Here is a 21,044-nt window from a genome sequence, read left to right on the forward strand (position 1 = left end):
TTCGTGTGTCCCAAACAAGAAGATACAAAAAGGAGTTCCCTTTGAAACAGTTGGTTAAACATATCGTTGCAGGTGCAATGCTAAGTAGTGCACTAGTCAGTACGTCAGTAATGGCAGAGCAGAAGATGGCCGTAGTAGACGTGCAAGGTATTTTCCAAGCTATGCCTCAGGCTGCAGAGTTGCAAAACGCAATTCAATTAGAGTTTAAAGATCAAATTGAAGAAGTTAATCAGCTTCAACGTGACGGTCAGTTCTACGCAGAACGCCTTCAGCGCGATGCAGCAACAATGAGCGACTCAGAGAAAAAAGAACTAGAACAAAAGATCTTATCTGTTCGTGAAGAGTTGTCTCAAAAAGGTCAGCCACTTCAGCAAAACATTCAGCGTCGTAGCAACGAAGAGCGTAACAAGCTGCTAGGTCTTATCAAACAAGCAATCGATACAGTAGCGGCGAAGCAAGGTTATGACCTTGTACTTAACGCTGGTGCGGTAGCCTTTGCTAAAGAAGACCACGACCTGTCTGAGCAAGTATTAGAACAGGTTAGCAAAGCTAACTAAAAACATTGCCAAGGCTGGTAGTGTGCAACAATTTATCAGACCAACAACCGAAAGGTGTTGGTCTGATTTGTTTTTTGCGTTTAACAGCGTATGGTTGCCGCCGAATTTAGTTTTACGGCGAGTTTGACCATAAATTAGTTGCTAGGTCATGCTTGATTACAGGAGAAAGTTCTTGACCAATTCACTTAATACCATCGAAATTCAGGAAATAATGGCACTATTGCCACATCGTTATCCTTTTCTGTTAGTCGATCGCGTCACCGACTACGTTCTTGGTGAGTCAATCAAAGCGTATAAAAATATTACGATTAACGAACCGTGTTTTACCGGTCATTTTCCAGGCCAGCCAATTTTTCCAGGCGTGCTTATTCTTGAAGCGATGGCGCAGGCGGCAGGTGTGCTTGGTTTTAAAACCATGGGCAAGAATGACAGTCTATACTTGTATGCAGGAATTGATAACGCCCGCTTTAAGCGCCCGGTAGTGCCTGGTGATAAGTTAGACTTTGACGTGGCGCTAGTGAAAGAAAGAAGAGGGATCTGGAAGTTTAAAGGTACTGCAACCGTCGACGGCGATTTAGTATGCAGTGCAGAATTTATGTGTGCGATGAGAGAGATAGCATAACGTGATCCATCCGACTGCGGTAATTTCAGAGAGCGCTACCATTGGTGAAAATGTCACTATTGGTCCATTTTGTGTGGTCGACGATAATGTAACTATTGGCGATGGTTGCATCTTGAAGTCACATGTAGTTGTTCGCGGCACTACGCGAATAGGCAAAAATAACAAGTTCTTTCAGTTTTCGTCTATTGGCGAAGACTGCCAAGATAAGAAGTATGCAGGCGAGCCCACCGAACTCATTATTGGCGACGACAACGAGTTTCGTGAAGGTGTTACCGTTCACCGCGGTACCGTGCAAGACGAAGGCGTAACCATTATTGGCTCTCGTGGCTTGTTTATGGTTAATGCCCATATAGCCCATGACTGTGTGCTCGGCGATGACATCATTGTTGCTAACAACTGTGCAATAGCGGGCCATGTTCACATTGATGATTTTGTTATTGTTGGTGGCGCAGTGGGTATTCACCAGTTCTGTAAAATTGGGGCTCATGCCTTTTTAGGTGCTGGCGGCATAATTTTAAGAGACGTTCCGCCGTTTGTTATGGTGAGCGGTCACAAAAATATTCCTCAAGGCATTAATTCAGAAGGCCTTAAGCGCAGAGGTTTTGAAAAGGACGAAGTGCTTGCGATAAAGCGCGCATACAAAGTCATTTATCGTGCTGGCAATACCATTGAAGAGGCCATCGACGCGTTAGAAACTCCCGCTAACGATCACAATGGTGTGGCGCGCATGGTAGAGTTTCTTCGCCATGCTGAGCGAGGCATAATCCGATAGTTATGAAAACGCCATTACGAATTGGCATGGTTGCCGGAGAGCCTTCCGGTGATGTCCTCGCCGCTGGAGTGGTTGCTGAACTAAAGCGCCAATACCCCGATGCAGTGATAGAGGGTATTGGTGGGCCTAATATGCAGGCCCAAGGTTTTAACACATTATTCGACATGGAAACGCTGTCGGTAATGGGTCTTGTCGAAGTATTGTCCCATCTTCCTGCCATCCTAAAAGTGAAAAAGCAGCTGCTCGCCCACTTTGAGCAGAACCCCCCAGACATATTTATTGGCATAGACGCACCAGATTTTAATTTGCGTGTGGAGAAGACGCTTAAGCAGCGCGGTATAAAAACCCTTCACTATGTCAGTCCCACCGTGTGGGCATGGCGAGAGAAACGTATTCACAAAATTGCGAATGCAGCGAGCCGTGTATTGGGTTTGTTTCCTTTTGAGCAAAAGGTATACGATAAATACCAAGTGCCCTATACGTTTGTGGGTCATACTATGGCGGATACCATCGCTTTAGTGCCGGATCAGTCTCTGGCCAGAACAACCTTAGACCTTGCTGCTGATAAGCCTGTTTTGGCGGTGTTGCCCGGCTCACGGCGGGGCGAGGTAGATACTCTGCTTCCTGTTTTTTTAGACACGATAGAAGCTATCCACAAAAAACGCCCCGATATCCAGTTTGTCATTCCTGCAGCTAATGAACATCGTTTAGTACAAATTGAAGCGTTTTTAGCGCAATCTGATGATGCGCAATCGCGACTTCCTATTCACATCACAACAGGTACTGCCCGTGATGCCATGATTGCCAGTGATGTCATACTCTTGGCCTCAGGCACTGCAACCTTAGAAGCCATGCTGTGCAAGCGGCCCATGGTTGTTGCGTATAAACTGGCTCCGCTTACCTACAAAATTATGCAGCGCATTTACAAAGCACCGTATTTTGCCTTACCTAACTTACTTGCTAACGATGCAATTGTTCCAGAATTACTTCAAGAGGACGTAAACGCGGAGAATATGAGCAATCAATTATTAGGTTTCTTTGAAAGTGACAATTCTGCACTTATTTCCCGTTTCACCGAACTCCACCATACGCTAAAATGTGATGCTGATAAAACAGCTGCAAAAGCGGTAGTGGAGGAGTTACTTGGATAAATTAATAGCCGGTGTGGATGAAGTAGGTCGCGGACCTCTCGTTGGTGACGTGGTAACCGCTGCCGTTATCTTAGACCCGTCAAATCCTATTGAAGGGCTCAACGATTCAAAAAAGCTTAGCGAAAAAAAACGCATTGTATTAGCTCAAGAAATTCGAGAGAAAGCACTGTATTGGAATATAGGTCGTGCTAATCCAGCTGAAATCGACAAGTTAAATATACTGCACGCTACCATGTTAGCGATGGTGCGAGCTGTAAAGGGGCTTCCCGTTACACCTGATTTTGTGCGTGTAGATGGCAATCGGTTGCCTGCATGGAATTACTCATCTGAAGCGGTTGTGAAAGGTGATAGCCTACATCAAGAAATATCCGCGGCGTCGATTATTGCAAAAGTAGAGCGTGACAATGATATGTTGGCTCTGCACGAGGCGTTTCCTCAATACAACTTTGCCGGTCACAAAGGTTATCCTACTAAAGCACATTTTGCGGCACTGGCCGAGTTTGGTGTGTTAGATTGCTATCGCAAAAGCTTTAAGCCGGTAAAGGCGTTGCTAACAAACGATAATTAAAAAGCTGCTAACGCACAGTAGTTAAAAAAACCTGCTAACGCACAACAGTTAACAAAGCTGCTAGCGCAAGATGCCTCACAAAATTAAAAAAGAGAAATAACATCATGTCTTCGCCATTTATTCATTTACGGGTCCACAGTGATTATTCAATGATGGATGGGCTTAACAAGGTTAAGCCCATTTTGAGCAAAGTGGCTGAGCTCGAAATGCCGGCAGTCGCTATCACCGACCAAATGAATATGTGCGGCCTAGTGAAGTTCTATTCTGAAGCGCATTCGAAGGGTATCAAACCCATTATTGGCACTGATTTTTGGGTAACGAATGAGGTATTTGGCGACGAACCGTTCAGGCTAACGTTATTAGCCATGAACAATGAGGGATATAAGAACATGACCGTGCTTATATCCAAAGCCTATTTAAGAGGTCACCTAGCTCATCGCGCGGTTATCGACCAGTCTTGGCTTGCTGAGCACAGTGAAGGGCTTATCGTGCTTTCTGGTGGTTTACACGGCGATGTTGGCGTGGGGCTAACCAAAAATAATACAAAAATTCTCGATGCTTCAATCGAGTTCTATAAAACCTATTTTCAAGACCGCTTTTATTTAGAGCTTGTTCGCACTGGACGGGTTGGAGAAGAAGACTACCTTCACCGTGCAGTAGAATTCGCCCATCAGCAAGATTTACCCGTAGTGGCGACCAACGAAGTTTGCTTTATTGATAGAGAAGGCTTCGATGCCCACGAAATTCGCGTGTGTATTCACGATGGGTATACCTTAGACGACACCCGTCGTCCAAAGCGCTATAGCGAGCAGCAGTACCTGCGAACTGCCGAAGAAATGGTGGACTTGTTCAGCGATATTCCAGAAGCGATAGAAAACACCGTTGAAATAGCGAAGCGATGCAACGTTACCGTTCGGTTAAATGAGTACTTCTTACCGCAGTTTCCCACCGGTGGCATGACCACCGAAGATTTCTTGGTAAAAGTTTCAGAGGAAGGCCTTGAAGATAGGCTTGAGTTTTTATTTCCAGATGAAAATGAACGCAAGGAAAAACGCCCAGAATACGATGACCGACTTCGAATAGAGCTCGAGGTTATCAACCAAATGGGGTTCCCCGGTTACTTCCTTATCGTGATGGAATTCATCCAATGGAGTAAAGATAACGGTATACCCGTTGGACCTGGGCGTGGTTCAGGTGCAGGTTCATTAGTGGCTTACGCGTTAAAAATTACCGACCTCGACCCCCTTGAATTCGATTTGCTTTTCGAGCGATTTTTGAACCCTGAACGTGTATCTATGCCCGATTTTGACGTGGACTTCTGCATGGATAGACGGGATGAGGTTATCGATCACGTTGCCGAGCTTTACGGTCGCCAAGCGGTATCGCAAATTATTACCTTCGGTACGATGGCAGCAAAGGCCGTTGTGCGTGACGTGGGAAGGGTACTAGGACATCCATACGGCTTCGTAGATAGAATTTCAAAGCTTATCCCGCCAGATCCGGGTATGACCCTGGAAAAAGCATTCAAAGCGGAACCCCAGCTTCCTCAAGTATACGAGCAAGACGAAGAGGTAAAAGACCTCATTGATATGGCGCGTATTTTGGAAGGTGTTACCCGTAACGCAGGAAAGCACGCCGGTGGTGTTGTTATTGCGCCCACCACTATTACCGACTTTTCACCACTGTACTGCGATGACGAGGGGAACAACCCGGTCACCCAGTTTGACAAAAATGATGTTGAAACTGCGGGGCTAGTTAAGTTTGACTTCTTGGGACTGAGAACGCTGACCATCATTCAGTGGGCTATTGATATGGTCAAAGAAGGCAAAAATATCGATATCGATATTTCTGCTATTCCTCTCGCCGATGCTAAAAGCTTTCGCACGCTTCAAAATGCTGAAACTACGGCGGTTTTCCAGCTTGAATCACGGGGTATGAAAGAGCTTATCAAGCGTCTTAGACCCGACAGCTTCGAAGATATCATTGCATTGGTGGCATTATTTCGCCCAGGTCCACTGCAGTCGGGCATGGTAGATAACTTTATCGACCGTAAGCACGGCAGAGAGGCGATTTCCTATCCGGATAAAGATTATCAGCACGAATGCTTGGAAGTTATTCTGGAGCCCACCTACGGTATTATATTGTACCAAGAACAGGTTATGCAGATTGCCCAGGAAATGGCGGGCTACTCACTGGGTGGCGCCGATTTACTGCGTCGTGCAATGGGTAAGAAAAAGCCAGAGGAGATGGCTAAGCAGCGCGGCGCGTTTGCCGAAGGGGCCAAGGGCAATAACATTGACCCTGATTTGGCCATGAAAATCTTCGACTTGGTGGAAAAGTTTGCAGGCTACGGTTTTAACAAATCACACTCTGCGGCGTATGCATTGGTGTCGTACCAAACGTTGTGGCTAAAAGTACATTATCCTGCCGAATTTATGGCCGCGGTAATGTCCGCGGATATGGATAACACCGATAAAATTGTTACCCTAGTAGACGAATGCGAGCGCATGGGCATTGAAATTCTGCCCCCAGACTTAAACGCTGGTAAATATAAATTCACCGTTGATAGTAAAGGACGCATTGTCTATGGCATTGGCTCTATAAAAGGGGTTGGTGAGGGCCCAATTGAAGCCATAATTGAAGCCCGAGATACTCACGGTGAATTTAAAGATCTTTTCGAATTTTGCGCAAAAATTGACACTAAGCGAGTTAATAAGCGGGTGCTAGAGAAGTTGGTATTATCTGGCGCCATGGATAATTTAGGTCCCCATCGAGCTACATTAATGGCCACGTTGCCTGAGGCACTCGCTGCTGCAGGTCAGCATGCAAAAGCCGAATCATTTGGACAGTCCGATATGTTTGGACTACTGACCACTGAGCCCGATGAAGTAGAGCAGGCCTTTGCCGACGTTCCCGAATGGCCTGAAAAAGTTTGGCTAGAAGGTGAAAAAGACACCTTAGGTTTATATTTAACCGGCCACCCCATCAATCAATATGCCGATGAACTGCGCTATTATACCGATGGCCGTCTTGTGGACTTAAAACCAACGAACAAAGATCAAATGTCGAGTGCTGTTGGTCTTGTACTTGGCGTAAGGGTTATGACGAACAAACGAGGACGTCGTTGGGCAATAGTGACACTGGATGATAAGAGTGCCAGAATGGATGTTCGTTTTTTCCCCGATACGTACGAACAGTTCGAAAGTGTGCTAGAAACCGATAAAATATTGCTCGTAAAGGGACAGGTCAGCTTTGATGATTTCTCTGGGGGCAATACAATCACCGCCCGTGATGTAATGGACATTGTTCAGGCACGAGAGAAAAATGCGAAAGCGCTGGCGTTAAAAGTTGATACCCAGTCGCTTGAAACGAAGAAAATGAGTCAGATGCAATCTATTCTGCAGGCATTTAATGGCGGTAGTTGTCCTGTTCAAATAGAGGTTACGCACCCCGACGCCGAAGCAACGTTAGCGTGCGGCGTTAAGTGGTATGTAACCCCAGAGGATCAACTCTTGCACGATCTCAAACAGTGTTTGGGAGAAAAAGCCGTTTCAATTCTCTACCATTAATAGGTAGAGTTCGATAGATTGGACATCTCGCGTTTGTATTGACGAGCGTAGATAGAATAGGACATAAAATGAGCATACAGTTTTTGGACTTTGAGCAACCCATAGCCGAATTAGAAGCAAAAATAGAAGAGCTAAGACTGGTTAATCAAGGCGGTGAGTTCGATGTTGGTATTGAAGAAGAGATCAACAAGTTACGAGGCAAAAGCGCCGATCTAACGAAGAAAATCTTCTCAGATCTCGGCGCATGGCAGGTTTCTCAAATAGCCCGCCACCCGATGCGTCCATACACATTGGACTATATTCCTCGTATTTTTAGTGAATTCGATGAATTAGCAGGGGATAGAGCGTTTGCGGATGACAAAGCGATTATAGGCGGCCCGGCAATGCTAGACGGACAGCCAATAATGGTAATTGGACACCAGAAAGGTCGAGATACCAACGAAAAAGTCAGACGCAATTTTGGTATGCCGAAGCCAGAAGGGTACCGCAAAGCGTTACGTTTAATGAAAATGGCGGAACGTTTTAATTTACCTATCATTACCTTTATCGATACCCCAGGTGCATACCCTGGCGTAGGCGCTGAAGAGCGTGGGCAAAGCGAAGCTATTGCAAAGAATCTTTTCGAAATGGCAGAGCTCACTGTGCCTATCATCTGTACCGTTATTGGTGAAGGCGGCTCTGGTGGTGCATTAGCCATTGGTGTGGGCGATAGAGTAAATATGCTTCAATATTCCACCTACTCTGTTATCTCACCTGAAGGGTGTGCTTCTATCTTGTGGAAAAGTGCAGAGAAAGCGCCGCTAGCCGCAGAGGCAATGGGTGTTAGTGCTCCGCAAATTAAAGAGCTCGGGCTGATCAACAGTATTGTTGAGGAGCCTTTGGGCGGTGCTCATCGAGACCACAACAGCATGGCTGCCAATTTAAAAGCGGTACTGAAGCAGCAGCTGAGTCAACTTAAAGAGCTAGACAAAGACAAACTTCTTGAAGAGCGTTATCAGCGACTCATGTCGTTTGGCTACTGCTAATTAACAAACGGACAGTGTGTGCCCCCCATATCAACTGAAATAGGCCAGCAGGTAATTGACTCAATAGCTGCTGGTCTCAACGATGCTAATCTTCCTTTACATTCCCCCCTTGTCGTTGCATTTAGCGGCGGCGTGGACTCATCAGTACTCTTACAATTAGCCTTATTATATCGCGACCAATACCACTGCGAGCTACATGCAGTGCATATTCATCACGGGCTAAGCGATAATGCCGATGGGTGGTCAAAGCATTGCGACTTACAATGCAGAATAAATGATGTTGTATATCACCAGCAGCGGGTTGTCGTTGATACAAGTTCACGTAAAAGTATTGAAGCTGAGGCAAGAAAGGCGCGTTATCACGCCCTACTAAGCGCTTGCGAGCAAATAGGAGGCGTGCTGCTTCTTGGGCAGCATGCAGAAGACCAATTAGAGACAGTACTGCTGCAGTTAAAACGTGGAGCAGGGCCGCAAGGGCTTGCCGGTATGGCTGAGTCTCAGTGGCGAGGCGATACCTTGGTTTTACGACCTATGTTAAACCTCAAAAAGACAGATATCGTCAGTTTTGCCCATAGTGAGGCATTGAGCTGGGTTGAAGATGAGTCGAATTTTGAAACCAGTTTCGATAGAAACTTTTTGCGAAATGATATCATTCCTGACTTAGTTGCACGCTGGCCTGAGTTGGCCAAAACGGTAAGTCGTAGTGCGCTCCTATGTGCAGAGCAGTCTCACTTAATCAATGATACTGCCAATCAATTTTTAAACGACTGCAAGCTATCACCTGTTCGTCTTAGTGGTGATATTCTGACAACACTATCGATACCCTGGCAAAAAGCAGTGATTCGATTGTGGTTTACCCAGCAAGGACAACTAGCGCCGTCAAAAGCACAGTTAGATGAACTGCTTTCCATGCTAGGTGCTAAACAAGACGCTACACCGGAAATGTCGTTTAAGTGGGGTAAAATTGCGCGCTCTAATGGCGATATTTACTGGGTGGCAAAGCCAACAGAAGATATTCCGGTAACGCTAGCACTCAACAATCACGAGATGACTTACCTTGCGTGGTTGAGTATGAGCGTCACCGTGTCTCTTGAAAACAGTGACGAGGCAATTTGTCTTAAAACTGATATGCGAGGGCTTAAGGTAAAACCTGAGCAAGCTGGAGTGTCAAAAGAGTTAAAAAATTGGTTTAAGGTATGGCGCGTACCTCGTTGGGAGCGACAGGGCGTACCGGTAATTTTTATTGGCGATACTCCGGTAGCAGTCATTGCCAATAGGGAGTGCCTTTATTTAAGACGTGAAGATAACAGCGTAAAGGTAGATATACGTATCGAGTACTGCTCAGAGGATTAGCGGCAAGAGTTTGCCGCGTTTTAGTTATAAAAAGAACAGATTTGCAATTGGGTCAGAGTCGTAAAGAAGACAGAGCCCTAATCAAAAATTCTAATTTGGTATGCAGGTAACAGTGATTATGCGGCTTGATAATCATCTTTCCCTGAACTTTTTACTTTGTACAGCGCACTATCAGCTCGGTCGAACATGCTGTGCGTTGTATCACCTACACGATAGAGTGCGCCGCCTAGGCTGCATGAAATGCCTAAATTCACCAAGTAATCGGAACTACTGATACTGGCCTTTATTCGCTCAGCAGCGCATAAAAGCTGCTGCTCGGTTTGACAGTCTAAAATGCAGCAAAACTCATCGCCACCATACCTAAAAGGCTCATCTTCATTGCGCAGCACGTTCACTAATCGCGAAGCCACGTGTGCCAACACACGGTCTCCCTCGCTGTGTCCAAACGTGTCATTCACCTGCTTAAAGTTATCTAAGTCTAAGACCAACAATGAAAATGGTTCATCTCGACGCTGTGCCCAGCTACGCTGGCGTATCATAGCTTGTTCGAAGGCAATACGATTACCCAGCTCAGTTAAGCCATCTTTTGTTGCCATACTCTTCATGCGTGAATGCGATACGGCATGTTTTACTTGTTTACCAAATAAATCATGAAGTTGAAAAAGTATCTCACGTTGCGACAGCGAAAGAGGTGAGCTAATGTAATAGTAAGCGTGGGCTTGTTCTCCACCTTTCGATGCAGAGCCTTGCAGAGGCAAATCAATCAAGGTTGACGAAATTTTTGCATTGCCGTACACCCAGCGGGGGTCAAAATCAGTCAAGCTCAAACCTGCCACTGGCAAAAGAGCGTTCAGCTGTTGGAAATAGAGTGTTCCCAACTCTTCAAGCTCAAGTGTAGAAAGTAGTCGATTGATGAATACAGTCAGTTCACTCACAGAAAGACCGTGAGCCTGTGACTCTCTCGGATAAAAACTGCTATGGTGTGTGCTATCGTATACTGACGTTGAAAATTCCACGGCGTACCCTTTTCGCAATATGTTGCATCGGTTGTGTGTCAAATCACTGACACTGGTGCGTATACTGACGCCAAGCATAGGCAAGGGCGGCAATATTTATCTTAAATGCTGGCGTGCATCGGGGCTGTCATATCTGCGAATGCTCTGGGCAGATGCAAAACGTGCACGCTAACACGTTATTGATTAAGAGCGTTGCAAACTGAGTGCCAATTCTTTTTTGACGCATAGGGCTTTCGCACTAGGCGGCCCTGCCAACTCAGTGGCTCTGCTAATTCAGCGAGAGCTGTGACGTAGCATCACTGAATATTTAAAAAGAAGTAACGGAGGTAAAGTGGGAGCTGGTTTTTTAAACATAGTGGTTTTAATGTTTATATCGGTGTGTGCGGTTGCTTTATTTAAGCGAGCGCACTTACCACCTATTCTTGCCTACCTCTTTGCAGGCATTCTTGCTGGCCCACAAATATTATCGGTATTTGCTCATCCAGAGCAGATGCATCTGCTGGCTGAAGTGGGCATTGTATTTTTGCTGTTCTCTCTAGGGCTTGAATTTTCATTACCTAAATTGCTTGCAATGCGTTCCTTAGTATTTGGGGTTGGCTTGGGGCAGATGTTAATCACCACCGCAGTCTTCACAAGCGTTCCATACTTTTTAGGGTTGTCATTAAGTGCTTCCATCATTGTGGGCGGCACCCTCGCGCTAAGCTCGACAGCTATTGTAATAAAGCAGGCCACTGAAATGGGGATCTTAAACAATCGCCGCACTCAGCTAGCAATCAGTATTCTACTTTTCCAAGACTTAGCCGTTGTCCCTTTCCTTATTGCCATTCCCTTGCTAGCACAAACAGGTGAAGTAAGCATTGGCTTAGCATTAGGTGAGGCATTACTTAAAGGTGTGTTCGTTATCGCCTTTCTTATGTCTGTTGGTAAGTGGGTACTTCCATGGGTATTTAGAGAGATCGCCAGAACGAGAACCGATGAACTGTTTGTTCTTACCACTATCTTAATCGCTTTATTGGCCGGTGGCTTAACCTACTATTTTGGTCTTTCAATGGCGCTAGGGGCTTTTTTAGCCGGAATGATGTTGGGAGAAAGCCAGTATAAATATCAGCTAGAGGCAGATATTCGCCCCTTTAGAGACATTTTGATGGGACTGTTTTTTGTTACCGTTGGCATGCAGCTCGATTTAAGCGTGTTGTGGAGCAATCTATTTGAAATCGTTTTTGGTGTCTTTGCCCTTATGCTGGTGAAGGTGGTACTGGTAAGGCTTGCATCAATGCTGGTTAAAACCGACCCTATTGACGGATGGTCGGCTGGCGTGAAACTTTGCCAGATAGGAGAGTTTAGCTTCGTCATCGCAGCCCTTGCAACTACACACGGTGTACTTTCAACCCAACAATCGTCACTCATTATCAGTATGGGGGTCATTAGCATGGCGTTAACCCCGTGGTTAATGAGTAACAGTGTGCTGATTGCAAAGCGTATCGTGAAAAGCGATTTAGCCCTCACCGATGAGGAAACGAGTTTACGCCACGATAGCCTGACTAATCATGTCATTATTTGCGGTTTCGGTCGCGTAGGACAGTCGGTGGCACGCATGTTAAAAATGGAAGGAATAAAGTTTGTCGCTATAGATATGGACCCTGTACGGGTACAAGAAAGTCGCAATGCAGGAGAGCCAGTGGTTTTTGGAGACGCCAGTCAAAAAGATATTCTGATAAGTACTGCGATTGAAAAGGCCACCTTGGTGTTAGTGGCCTTCGACCAGGTAGATAAAGCCAAACAAGTTATTACCCAAGCCAGAACCATTTCCTCTACAGACGTAATGGTGAGAACGAAGCGAGATTATCAATTAGAAAGTCTTTATTCTGCTGGAGCAAACCAGGTTGTGCCTGAACTGCAGGAGGGAAGCTTAATGCTAGTCTCTCAGGTGTTGCATTACGCTGGTGTACCCATGTCGAGAATATTGAAGCGAGTAAGAGCAGAGCGAAAAGGCCGTTACGATCACATGCACGGTTTCTACCCAGGTGAAACCACAGAGATAAGCTACGGCACAGAGGATAAGTTGGAGTTTATCCATGCCGTTGTGCTTAGCGAAGGCGCTGCATTTGTGGGTAAACCTTTAAAAGACATTGACTTTGCCCGCATGCGGGTAAAGGTGAAAGGACTGCGTCGAGACGGTAATGAAGTAAAAGAGCCAAATGAAAACGCGATATTACAAGCCCATGATGTGCTTGTTATTGCGGGCAAGCCACGAAGAGTGGAGCGGGCGGAGCGTAAACTTTTAGAGGGCAATTAGCCCTCTTTAAATCGCTTTAAGGTGTGTCGTTTAGAGCATGTCCTTTAAAGTGCGCCCTGTTAAGTGCGCATTTAAGAACTGTAACCTCAAAATCTATAACCCATTAAGCTACACGGTCTTTTTCTAAATCAGCAAACTGTTTTTTGAGGTCGTATTTTTCGTCGGTAACGATTTTCTCTAATACCGAAATACGTTCTTTTAATTCAGCAATTTCCGATTTGTATGCATCGAATTCCTTGCTGTTAAGTTTTTTCTTGCTCTTATCTTTCGCGCTGTCGATAATACTGACTAGCGCCCAAGCACAGATAGCAACAATAGCAATAGCAGTTAAATTCACGGTGGCATCCCTCTCAAATATCGTTAAAAAAGTGTAGTCGATAACAATTAGTTTGTCTTGTTAGGCTGTTTGACACAGCGTGTTTACTTAATATCGATGATTTAAATAAACCCTATTTGTTGATAAATGTACAGCAAGATTGTTGCCATCGATAAAAAAGCATTTTTTAACAATGGTTTATATTATTAAGGTGAATGTTTTAGTGTTTTGGATGATGAAAATCACTAACTGTTTTGGTGATATTGACGAAGGAATAACTAAAATGGTCATTACGAGGTATGCCGTTACATGACGCCTGACAATACGATTTCCTCACACTCAGAGGCCAATGAACAAGACATAGAGTGGATGAAACATGCCTTGAGGCTTGCTGATAAAGCCGAAGCAATTGGCGAGGTTCCTGTGGGTGCATGCGTGGTAGCTAATGGCGAAGTAATAGGTGAAGGCTGGAATACGCCAATACAAGATCACAACCCCACCGCTCACGCAGAGGTGCATGCGGTGACTCAGGCTGCTAAACATGTGCAAAACTATCGCCTTATAGACGCAACGCTTTACGTTACCTTAGAGCCATGCTCAATGTGTGCAGGCATGCTGGTGCATGCAAGAGTCAAGCGCGTGGTGTTTGGAGCTTGGGATGCAAAAACAGGCGCTGCCGGTTCGGTGATGAATTTGCTACAGCATCCTGTACTCAATCATCAGTCCGAAATCGAGTCTGGGGTATTAGCCGATGAATGCGCTAACAAAATTTCTGCATTTTTTAAAAGGCGAAGAGAAGAGATAAAAGCGGCTAAAAAAGCGAAGCGCTCCCAGCAAAATGAGGAACTGCAGCCAAAGCAGTTATAAATCTGGGCAGTTATCGATAAGCTTAATTACAAATGGGGCAGTTAAAAACCAGGGCACGCATTTATCATTGCTCTGAGCTTCTGGTCAGTTGGGTGAACATGTCATTAGTGACATAAAGCCTTCTGCGGTGCAGTACTTTCTGATGGCTTTTCTTTATCAACAGTCTGCGTCTATTGTTATTTCTCAATGTAATCCCCTTTCTCATAAATCTATTTTTCTTCATATACTCTCCCTATCTTGACGATGTTGGGAAGCCAAATAATCCCCAAACCTATGTACCTTATCGGTATCATGCTGGGTTGGGCTTATACTTCCAAACTTACGCCATAGAGATGACACTTAAATGACATATTTCAATAGCCAGCAGACTGAGATCATATTTTATTTTGTTCATCTAGCCATACTAGGCTGTCGTAGTAGCGCCTGATATTTTCAACATACTGCATTGCTTCATCGCCGCGAGCATAGCCATAGCGGGTAGTGCGATAGTATTTTTTCTGCCTAAGCTGCGGCAATCTGCGTTTCACATCCACCCATAGGTCAGGGTTACCGCCTTGTCGCTCGGTTAATACTCTCGCATCTTCTAAGTGCCCCATACCTATATTGTACGCGGCCATGGCCATCCATACTCTGTCAGGGTTACCAATTCGCGCAGGTATTCGACTCAATAAGCTGGCAAAATATCGCGAGCCGCCGCGAATGCTTTGTTCAGGGTCAACGCGATCGCTTACATCCCAGTCACTGGCGGTATCAAGGGTGAGCATCATCAGCCCCCTAACACCAGTGCGAGAAACTGCGTCCGGCTCCCAGTGGCTCTCTTGGTAGCTCATCGCAGCTAATAATCGCCAGTCTAAGTCGCCCGAATATTTTTTGAATAAGGGTTGGTATTGTTTAAGGATAGACTCTGCAGCGTTCTTGAATGCTCTGCTGTCAACATAATCAAACTGACGAATGTGTCCAAAATATTTGTCTTCTAAAACGGTAAACCATCCTGACTGATGTACCGTTCCAAAATACTCAATTATCGCCGCTTTCACTGAGTCATCTTGGTTTACCGGCATAGCCCAAGCCATGGGCATTTTCGCATTTAAGGTTTTTGCCACAGCCAAGCTAGGATAGCGCCTGCGCTGTAACGCGAGCCGATTGCTGTCGGCCACTGTAAAGCTAATTTCTCCTGATGCGACCTGCTGCAGCAATTCCTCTGAATCAGAATCTTCGGTGGTGATAACCTTTGATGACGTTACGTCAGTAGACGATTGATTCAAGAGTGCGTTCAGTACGTGTACTTGACTGCTGCCCGACACGGCAATAATAGGTGACGATAGCGCTTGTATATCACGAGGCCGGGGTGTACCGGCCTTAAATACTAGCTGTTGATCCACAAATTGATACGCTGGTCCGTAGTCAAAGCGCTGCTGCAAATTTGATGTAACGGCATCGCCAGTAGCAACAATGTCGAGGTTTCCTTCTTCTAGCTGTTGCAACATAACGTCATAACTGTAAAACGGGTACAAATCGAGCGTTACCCCGAGATAATCCGCAAAGCCAGCCAAAAGTTCATATTCAAACCCTTGGGGCCCGCCGGCGCCATTGTAAAACGTGCCGGCGCCATATACGGTTCCAACTTTAATAGAGTTTCTTTCAAGTAGCTGCGATAGTGCAGTCGGCACAGAGGGCACCGTGCACGCTATGGTGACAACAGAAAGTATCAGAAGGGCGTAAAGTCGAAATTGCTTTTTATAGCGTTGTAACTGCATAGCGCTTTTCTTATTTGTGTTAGTTAAAAAAATTTCAAAAAAATTTCACGTAAGGTCGTATTGAGGTTACCAAATGAGCGTAATTGCTCTATAATCCGCGCCGAATTACTCATCAATTTAAGAGGCAACGCGTCGCATTGGTGGTCGTTGTTTCAAAACAACCAGGTAAAGCACTATGTTGGTCCTTCGAGGCGCTCCCGCACTATCAGAGTTTAACCAAACTAAACTGATTGCAAAGCTGGGTCAATCCGGCGTTAAGGTGAATAACCTTTATAGCGAATATATTCACCTAGTAGATTCTCAAGGTGACTTATCCAATCAGCAAATAGAAATCTTAGAAAAACTGCTCACTTACGGACCTGCTAGGCAAACACAGTCGCCTTCTGGAACACTTTTTCTTATCACTCCTCGTCCAGGTACTATCTCACCCTGGTCCTCAAAAGCCACTGATATCGCTCATAACTGTAGCCTTGATACTATTAACCGTATTGAACGCGGTTGTGCATTCTACATCGATACCGATACCCGCTTAAGTGATGACGATTTTGCCCTAGTTGCTAGTTTCTTACACGACAGAATGACAGAATCGGTGTTTACCAATACTGATGATGCGGCGGTGCTTTTTGCACAGGCAGAGGCGAAAAGCTTTACTTCTGTACAGATGTTAGAACACGGAAAAGATGCACTAGTAAACGCCAACGTGTCTTTAGGCTTAGCGCTTGCTGATGATGAAATTGATTACCTATTTGACAGCTTTACGACGTTAGGTAGAAACCCGACGGACGTAGAGCTTTATATGTTTGCACAAGCAAACTCTGAACACTGCCGTCATAAAATTTTCAATGCCAGCTGGACCATCGACGGAAAAGATCAGGAAAAGTCACTTTTCAAAATGATCAAAAATACCTTCGAATTGCTGCCCGACAGCGTGTTCTCTGCCTATAAAGATAACGCAGCGGTAATGGAAGGGTGGCAAGCCGGACGTTTCTTCCCAAATCCTCAGTCTCATCAGTACGAATATCATCACGAAGATATCGATATTCTGATGAAGGTTGAAACACACAATCATCCAACGGCTATTTCGCCTTTTCCCGGTGCTGCTACAGGTTCTGGCGGTGAAATTCGCGATGAAGGCGCGACTGGCCGAGGCTCTAAGCCAAAAGCTGGGCTTGTTGGCTTTACGGTGTCTAACCTTCGCATTCCAGGTTCAGAGCAGCCGTGGGAAAGTGAATACGGTAAGCCGCAGCGCATTGTTAGTGCACTTGATATAATGACAGAAGGCCCATTAGGTGGCGCTGCGTTTAACAATGAATTTGGTCGTCCTAATCTGTTGGGTTACTTCCGTACTTACGAACAAGAAGTAAACAGCTTTAACGGTGTAGAAATAAGAGGCTATCACAAGCCTATTATGCTAGCCGGTGGGCTGGGTAATATTCGCCGTGATCAAATTGAGAAAGGTGAAATCACGGTAGGTGCCAAGCTAATTGTACTTGGTGGGCCAGCGATGAATATTGGTCTTGGTGGCGGTGCAGCCTCATCAATGGCATCAGGTCAGTCAAACGAAGATTTAGATTTTGCCTCTGTACAACGAGAGAATCCAGAAATGGAGCGTCGCTGTCAGGAAGTTATCGATGCATGTTGGCAGCTTGGTGAAAATAACCCTATTCAGTTTATCCACGATGTTGGTGCGGGTGGCTTGTCTAATGCGTTACCCGAATTAGTCAGCGATGGTGGTCGCGGCGGAAACTTTGAGCTTAGAAAAGTATTGTCAGACGAACCCGGTATGACGCCGTTAGAATTGTGGTGTAACGAATCGCAAGAACGCTATGTCATGTCAGTAGCACCACAAAATATGCCAGTATTCGAAGCGATTTGTGCCCGTGAACGGGCACCTTATGCGGTAGTGGGTGAAGCGACGGTTGAAGAGCATTTAAACCTTAATGACAGTCAATTCGATAATAAACCTATCGATATGCCATTAGACGTTTTACTGGGTAAACCACCTAAAATGCACCGCGATGTTACATCAAAGGTTGCACATTCACCTGCCTTTGACGACAGTCAAATCAGCTTAAGTGAAGCAGCAGAGCGCATTTTGTCACTACCTACGGTAGCTGAAAAAACCTTCCTTATTACCATTGGCGACCGCTCTGTTACAGGACTAGTCAATCGCGACCAAATGGTGGGGCCGTGGCAAGTTCCCGTTGCTGACGTCGCGGTTACGGCCAGTGCCTTTGACACCTATCACGGTGAATCAATGGCAATGGGAGAGCGCACCCCAGTCGCCTTGTTATCTCATGGGGCTTCTGCACGACTTGCCGTAGGGGAAGCGCTGACAAATATCGCGGCCTCTTACATTGGTGATATTAAACGTATTAAATTGTCTGCAAACTGGATGACGGCCGCGGGTCACCCTGGTGAAGATGCAGGTTTATATGAAGCGGTTAAAGCTGTTGGCGAAGAGCTTTGCCCTGAGTTGGGATTAACTATTCCAGTGGGTAAAGACTCTATGTCGATGAAAACGGCATGGCAGGACGATGGCGAAGAAAAATCAGTCACATCACCCCTGTCTTTGGTGATTACTGCATTCGGTGCGGTAAAAGATATTCGTAAAACCGTAACGCCTCAGCTAAGAACTGACAAAGGCGACAGTAAGTTATTACTCATTGACCTTGGTGAGGGCAACAATCGTCTTGGCGCTAGCTGCCTAGCGCAAGTGTATGAGCAACTCGGCGACAGCCCAGCAGATGTGGTTTCACCCACCAGACTGAAAGGCTTTTTCAACGCTATTCAAGCGCTATTGGAAAACGGTCTTGTACAAGCGTATCACGACCGCTCTGATGGCGGCTTATTTACCACCGTTGCGGAAATGGCTTTCGCTGGTAAAACCGGCGTCACAGTGACGCTAGATAAACTCGCTGGTAGTGATTTATCAGTGTTATTTAACGAAGAGCTAGGTGGCGTACTGCAGGTACTAGAACGCGATAGTGACGCGGTAAATAGCATTCTTGCAGAGCACGGGGTTGCCGACATTACTTATGATATTGGTTCTGTTAATACTACCGATATGATTGAGTTTCAGCGCGATGGCGTTGCTGTACTGGCTGATAGCAGAGTGTCGATGAGAACCACGTGGGCAACGACAACGTTTGAGATGCAAAAGCTGCGGGATAACCCCACTTGTGCAGAGCAAGAACATATTGCTAAGCAAGACGCGACAGATCCAGGCCTTCACGCTAACTTAACTTATGATGTTGATGACGATATTGCGGCACCTTACATTGCTACTGGCGCTAAGCCTAAAGTGGCTATATTAAGAGAGCAGGGCGTTAACTCCCACCTTGAAATGGCAGCGGCATTTACGCGTGCAGGCTTTGATGCGGTAGATGTTCACATGAGTGATATTCTTTCAGGTCGAAGTTCACTAGACACCTTTGCGGGTCTTGCCGCTTGTGGCGGCTTCTCTTACGGTGACGTTTTAGGAGCAGGTGAGGGCTGGGCGAAGTCGATACTCTTTAACAGTATGGCTAGAGATCAATTTGAGCAGTTCTTTACTCGTGACGATACCTTTAGTTTAGGTGTGTGTAACGGCTGTCAGATGCTGTCTAACTTGAAATCACTTATTCCAGGCACTGAGCATTGGCCTCACTTTGTAACAAACCAATCGGCTCGCTTTGAAGCGCGTGTTGCTATGGTAGAAGTGATGAAATCAAAATCTGTGCTACTTGATGGCATGGCCGGTTCGCGTATGCCAATAGCGGTCTCCCACGGCGAAGGGCAAGCAGAGTTTGCCAATGCTGATGCACTAGCAAAAGCAAACGAGCATGTAGCGTTGCGATATGTGGATAACTTTGGCAATCCAACCATGCAGTACCCTGCTAACCCTAATGGATCTCCACAAGGGATAACCGGTCTTACTTCAGCCGATGGGCGCAGTACCATTATGATGCCGCACCCTGAGCGGGTATTTAGAGCTGTAGCCAATTCTTGGCGCCCAGATGACTGGGAAGAAGATGGGGCATGGATGCGGATTTTCAGAAACGCACGTAGGTTTGTCGGTTAAAATCAATGATAAGCGCAATTTATGTTGGCTGTTTGCAGCCAACATAGCTGCTGATTTATTAAACAAGGGCACTTTTTGTGTCAAACCATTGGCTTAGCGTCAATATTTTGCTTTTGCCCCTTGTTATTGGCGTATCGCTGATCTATTGTAGTGCTGCACGGATTGCAATTTGGTTACAGGAGTTGAATTGGGTTGCACTAGTTATTGGTAACAATACTAGTTTAAATAATAAGAGACGAACAATGAATCGTTCCTCAAAAGGGTTTGGCTTGACTGGAGTCGCCGTTGCCGTGGTATTTATGTTTATTACCGCCGTATTTAGTACTTCTGCAAAATCTGCAGACGCTCCAACAACGCTAAGTGTGCAATCTTCAGTTAAGTAGTCTGAAAGAAAATAATAAAGCCCGTAATAAATACGTTTATTACGGGCTTTAATCATTTTGGGCGATGCTATTTTTCTATGATCATCTCCCCCTAAGTTTGAGCGGTACTTATCCTTTCCTATTTTTTTCTCTGTTTATCAATTTTTGTTGAGGATGTTTCTTTAATAATACGTAGGTAGCGCCAAATCCGCCATGCATAGGCTGCGCGGTATGAAACGCTATTACTTCCTCAAGTTCGCGCAACCAATGATTAACGTAACTCTTCTTTAAAGCCGGAAATGGTTTAGAGTTTTCACCAGTCCCATGCTTAATCAAAAGTGCTCTTACGCCTTTTTCATGCCCCGAAATCACGTTCTGATACAGTAAATTTCTGCTTTCATCGAGGGTTTTTCCCGCCATAGATATCACTACCTCTAGCGGGTACTTTCCTAGTCTTAGCTTTTTAAATACACCATCTTGAATACCTGGCTGCTGAAATTGTATAAAGTCATCAAGCGGCACAGGCTTTACACCTTCCATACTTAGGGGGTTTTTTAATTTATCTCGAATGGAGGCTTGCAGAGAAGCGCGTTTCTGTTTTTCTGCTAAGGCTGCCTCTGGGTCGTGCAGCTGTGCTTTATCGTCAGAGATAATGGGTTTTACGTCTTGCATCTCAGCGAAAAAAGAATCCAATTCATCGTGTTCGAAATGGCTCATAACGGCTCCCCGAGGTTATAACTGGCTTCAATA

The 21,044-nt window shown here is 45.6% G+C and carries 16 protein-coding genes; 12 read left to right on the plus strand and 4 right to left on the minus strand.

Annotation, left to right across the window (positions count from 1 at the left end; translation table 11 throughout):
- Positions 1-41: 41 nt before the first annotated feature.
- The 8 genes from GTQ48_RS03635 (at position 42) to tilS (ending at position 9,617) form a co-directional block, all read left to right on the plus strand.
- Positions 42-557, plus strand: coding sequence for an OmpH family outer membrane protein (locus GTQ48_RS03635; RefSeq protein ID WP_032094353.1), 516 nt, complete (start codon positions 42-44; stop codon positions 555-557).
- A gap of 172 nt (positions 558-729) precedes the next feature.
- Positions 730-1,179 (plus strand): 3-hydroxyacyl-ACP dehydratase FabZ, encoded by a 450-nt coding sequence (fabZ, locus tag GTQ48_RS03640; RefSeq protein ID WP_163105216.1) that lies wholly within the window; start codon positions 730-732, stop codon positions 1,177-1,179.
- A 1-nt stretch (position 1,180) separates the two neighbouring features.
- Positions 1,181-1,951 carry an acyl-ACP--UDP-N-acetylglucosamine O-acyltransferase gene (lpxA, locus tag GTQ48_RS03645; protein ID WP_163105217.1) on the plus strand — a complete coding sequence of 257 codons (771 nt, stop codon included), beginning with the start codon at positions 1,181-1,183 and terminating at the stop codon, positions 1,949-1,951.
- 2 nt (positions 1,952-1,953) lie between these two features.
- Positions 1,954-3,102 (plus strand): lipid-A-disaccharide synthase, encoded by a 1,149-nt coding sequence (lpxB, locus tag GTQ48_RS03650; protein WP_163105218.1) that lies wholly within the window; start codon positions 1,954-1,956, stop codon positions 3,100-3,102.
- Positions 3,095-3,670 carry a ribonuclease HII gene (rnhB, locus tag GTQ48_RS03655; protein ID WP_163105219.1) on the plus strand — a complete coding sequence of 192 codons (576 nt, stop codon included), beginning with the start codon at positions 3,095-3,097 and terminating at the stop codon, positions 3,668-3,670. The genes lpxB and rnhB overlap by 8 nt, the downstream gene beginning before the upstream one ends.
- Before the next feature lie 104 nt (positions 3,671-3,774).
- Positions 3,775-7,239 carry a DNA polymerase III subunit alpha gene (dnaE, locus tag GTQ48_RS03660; RefSeq protein ID WP_163105220.1) on the plus strand — a complete coding sequence of 1,155 codons (3,465 nt, stop codon included), beginning with the start codon at positions 3,775-3,777 and terminating at the stop codon, positions 7,237-7,239.
- 68 nt (positions 7,240-7,307) lie between these two features.
- Entirely contained in the window at positions 7,308-8,264 is a 957-nt protein-coding gene (gene accA / locus GTQ48_RS03665; protein WP_032094358.1) for an acetyl-CoA carboxylase carboxyl transferase subunit alpha, read from the plus strand.
- 18 nt (positions 8,265-8,282) lie between these two features.
- Positions 8,283-9,617, plus strand: a complete 1,335-nt coding sequence (tilS, locus tag GTQ48_RS17865) for a tRNA lysidine(34) synthetase TilS (RefSeq protein WP_163105221.1) — start codon at positions 8,283-8,285, stop codon at positions 9,615-9,617.
- 116 nt (positions 9,618-9,733) lie between these two features.
- Here tilS and GTQ48_RS17870 read toward each other — a convergent pair whose 3' ends face one another.
- Positions 9,734-10,633, minus strand: a complete 900-nt coding sequence (locus GTQ48_RS17870; RefSeq protein ID WP_163105222.1) for a GGDEF domain-containing protein — start codon at positions 10,631-10,633, stop codon at positions 9,734-9,736.
- Positions 10,634-10,997: 364 nt separating this feature from the next.
- Here GTQ48_RS17870 and GTQ48_RS03680 point away from each other — a divergent pair, with 364 nt between their 5' ends.
- Positions 10,998-12,929 carry a monovalent cation:proton antiporter family protein gene (locus GTQ48_RS03680; protein WP_203565082.1) on the plus strand — a complete coding sequence of 644 codons (1,932 nt, stop codon included), beginning with the start codon at positions 10,998-11,000 and terminating at the stop codon, positions 12,927-12,929.
- Between the two features lie 103 nt (positions 12,930-13,032).
- Here GTQ48_RS03680 and GTQ48_RS03685 read toward each other — a convergent pair whose 3' ends face one another.
- On the minus strand, positions 13,033-13,266 hold the full coding sequence (locus GTQ48_RS03685) for a hypothetical protein (RefSeq protein WP_032094361.1): 234 nt from the start codon (positions 13,264-13,266) through the stop codon (positions 13,033-13,035).
- Positions 13,267-13,554: 288 nt separating this feature from the next.
- Here GTQ48_RS03685 and tadA point away from each other — a divergent pair, with 288 nt between their 5' ends.
- Positions 13,555-14,112: a tRNA adenosine(34) deaminase TadA gene (gene tadA, locus GTQ48_RS03690; protein WP_163105224.1), complete on the plus strand. Its 558-nt coding sequence runs from the start codon at positions 13,555-13,557 to the stop codon at positions 14,110-14,112.
- A 374-nt stretch (positions 14,113-14,486) separates the two neighbouring features.
- On the opposite strand, the gene mltF is transcribed toward tadA, so the two are convergent.
- The gene (gene mltF / locus GTQ48_RS03695) at positions 14,487-15,869 is read right to left on the minus strand and encodes a membrane-bound lytic murein transglycosylase MltF (RefSeq protein ID WP_163105225.1); all 1,383 of its coding nucleotides are present in this window, start codon (positions 15,867-15,869) and stop codon (positions 14,487-14,489) included.
- Between the two features lie 175 nt (positions 15,870-16,044).
- Here mltF and purL point away from each other — a divergent pair, with 175 nt between their 5' ends.
- Together purL and GTQ48_RS17505 are read left to right on the plus strand one after the other, a co-directional pair.
- Positions 16,045-19,932 (plus strand): phosphoribosylformylglycinamidine synthase, encoded by a 3,888-nt coding sequence (purL, locus tag GTQ48_RS03700; RefSeq protein ID WP_163105226.1) that lies wholly within the window; start codon positions 16,045-16,047, stop codon positions 19,930-19,932.
- 242 nt (positions 19,933-20,174) lie between these two features.
- A complete protein-coding gene (locus tag GTQ48_RS17505) occupies positions 20,175-20,315 on the plus strand; it encodes a hypothetical protein (protein WP_203565083.1) in 141 nt (46 codons plus the stop codon).
- Between the two features lie 108 nt (positions 20,316-20,423).
- On the opposite strand, the gene smrA is transcribed toward GTQ48_RS17505, so the two are convergent.
- The gene (smrA, locus tag GTQ48_RS03705; RefSeq protein ID WP_163105227.1) at positions 20,424-21,011 is read right to left on the minus strand and encodes a DNA endonuclease SmrA; all 588 of its coding nucleotides are present in this window, start codon (positions 21,009-21,011) and stop codon (positions 20,424-20,426) included.
- Positions 21,012-21,044 lie beyond the last annotated feature (33 nt).

The organism is Alteromonas genovensis (genome assembly GCF_010500895.1).
GTDB lineage: Bacteria > Pseudomonadota > Gammaproteobacteria > Enterobacterales > Alteromonadaceae > Alteromonas > Alteromonas genovensis.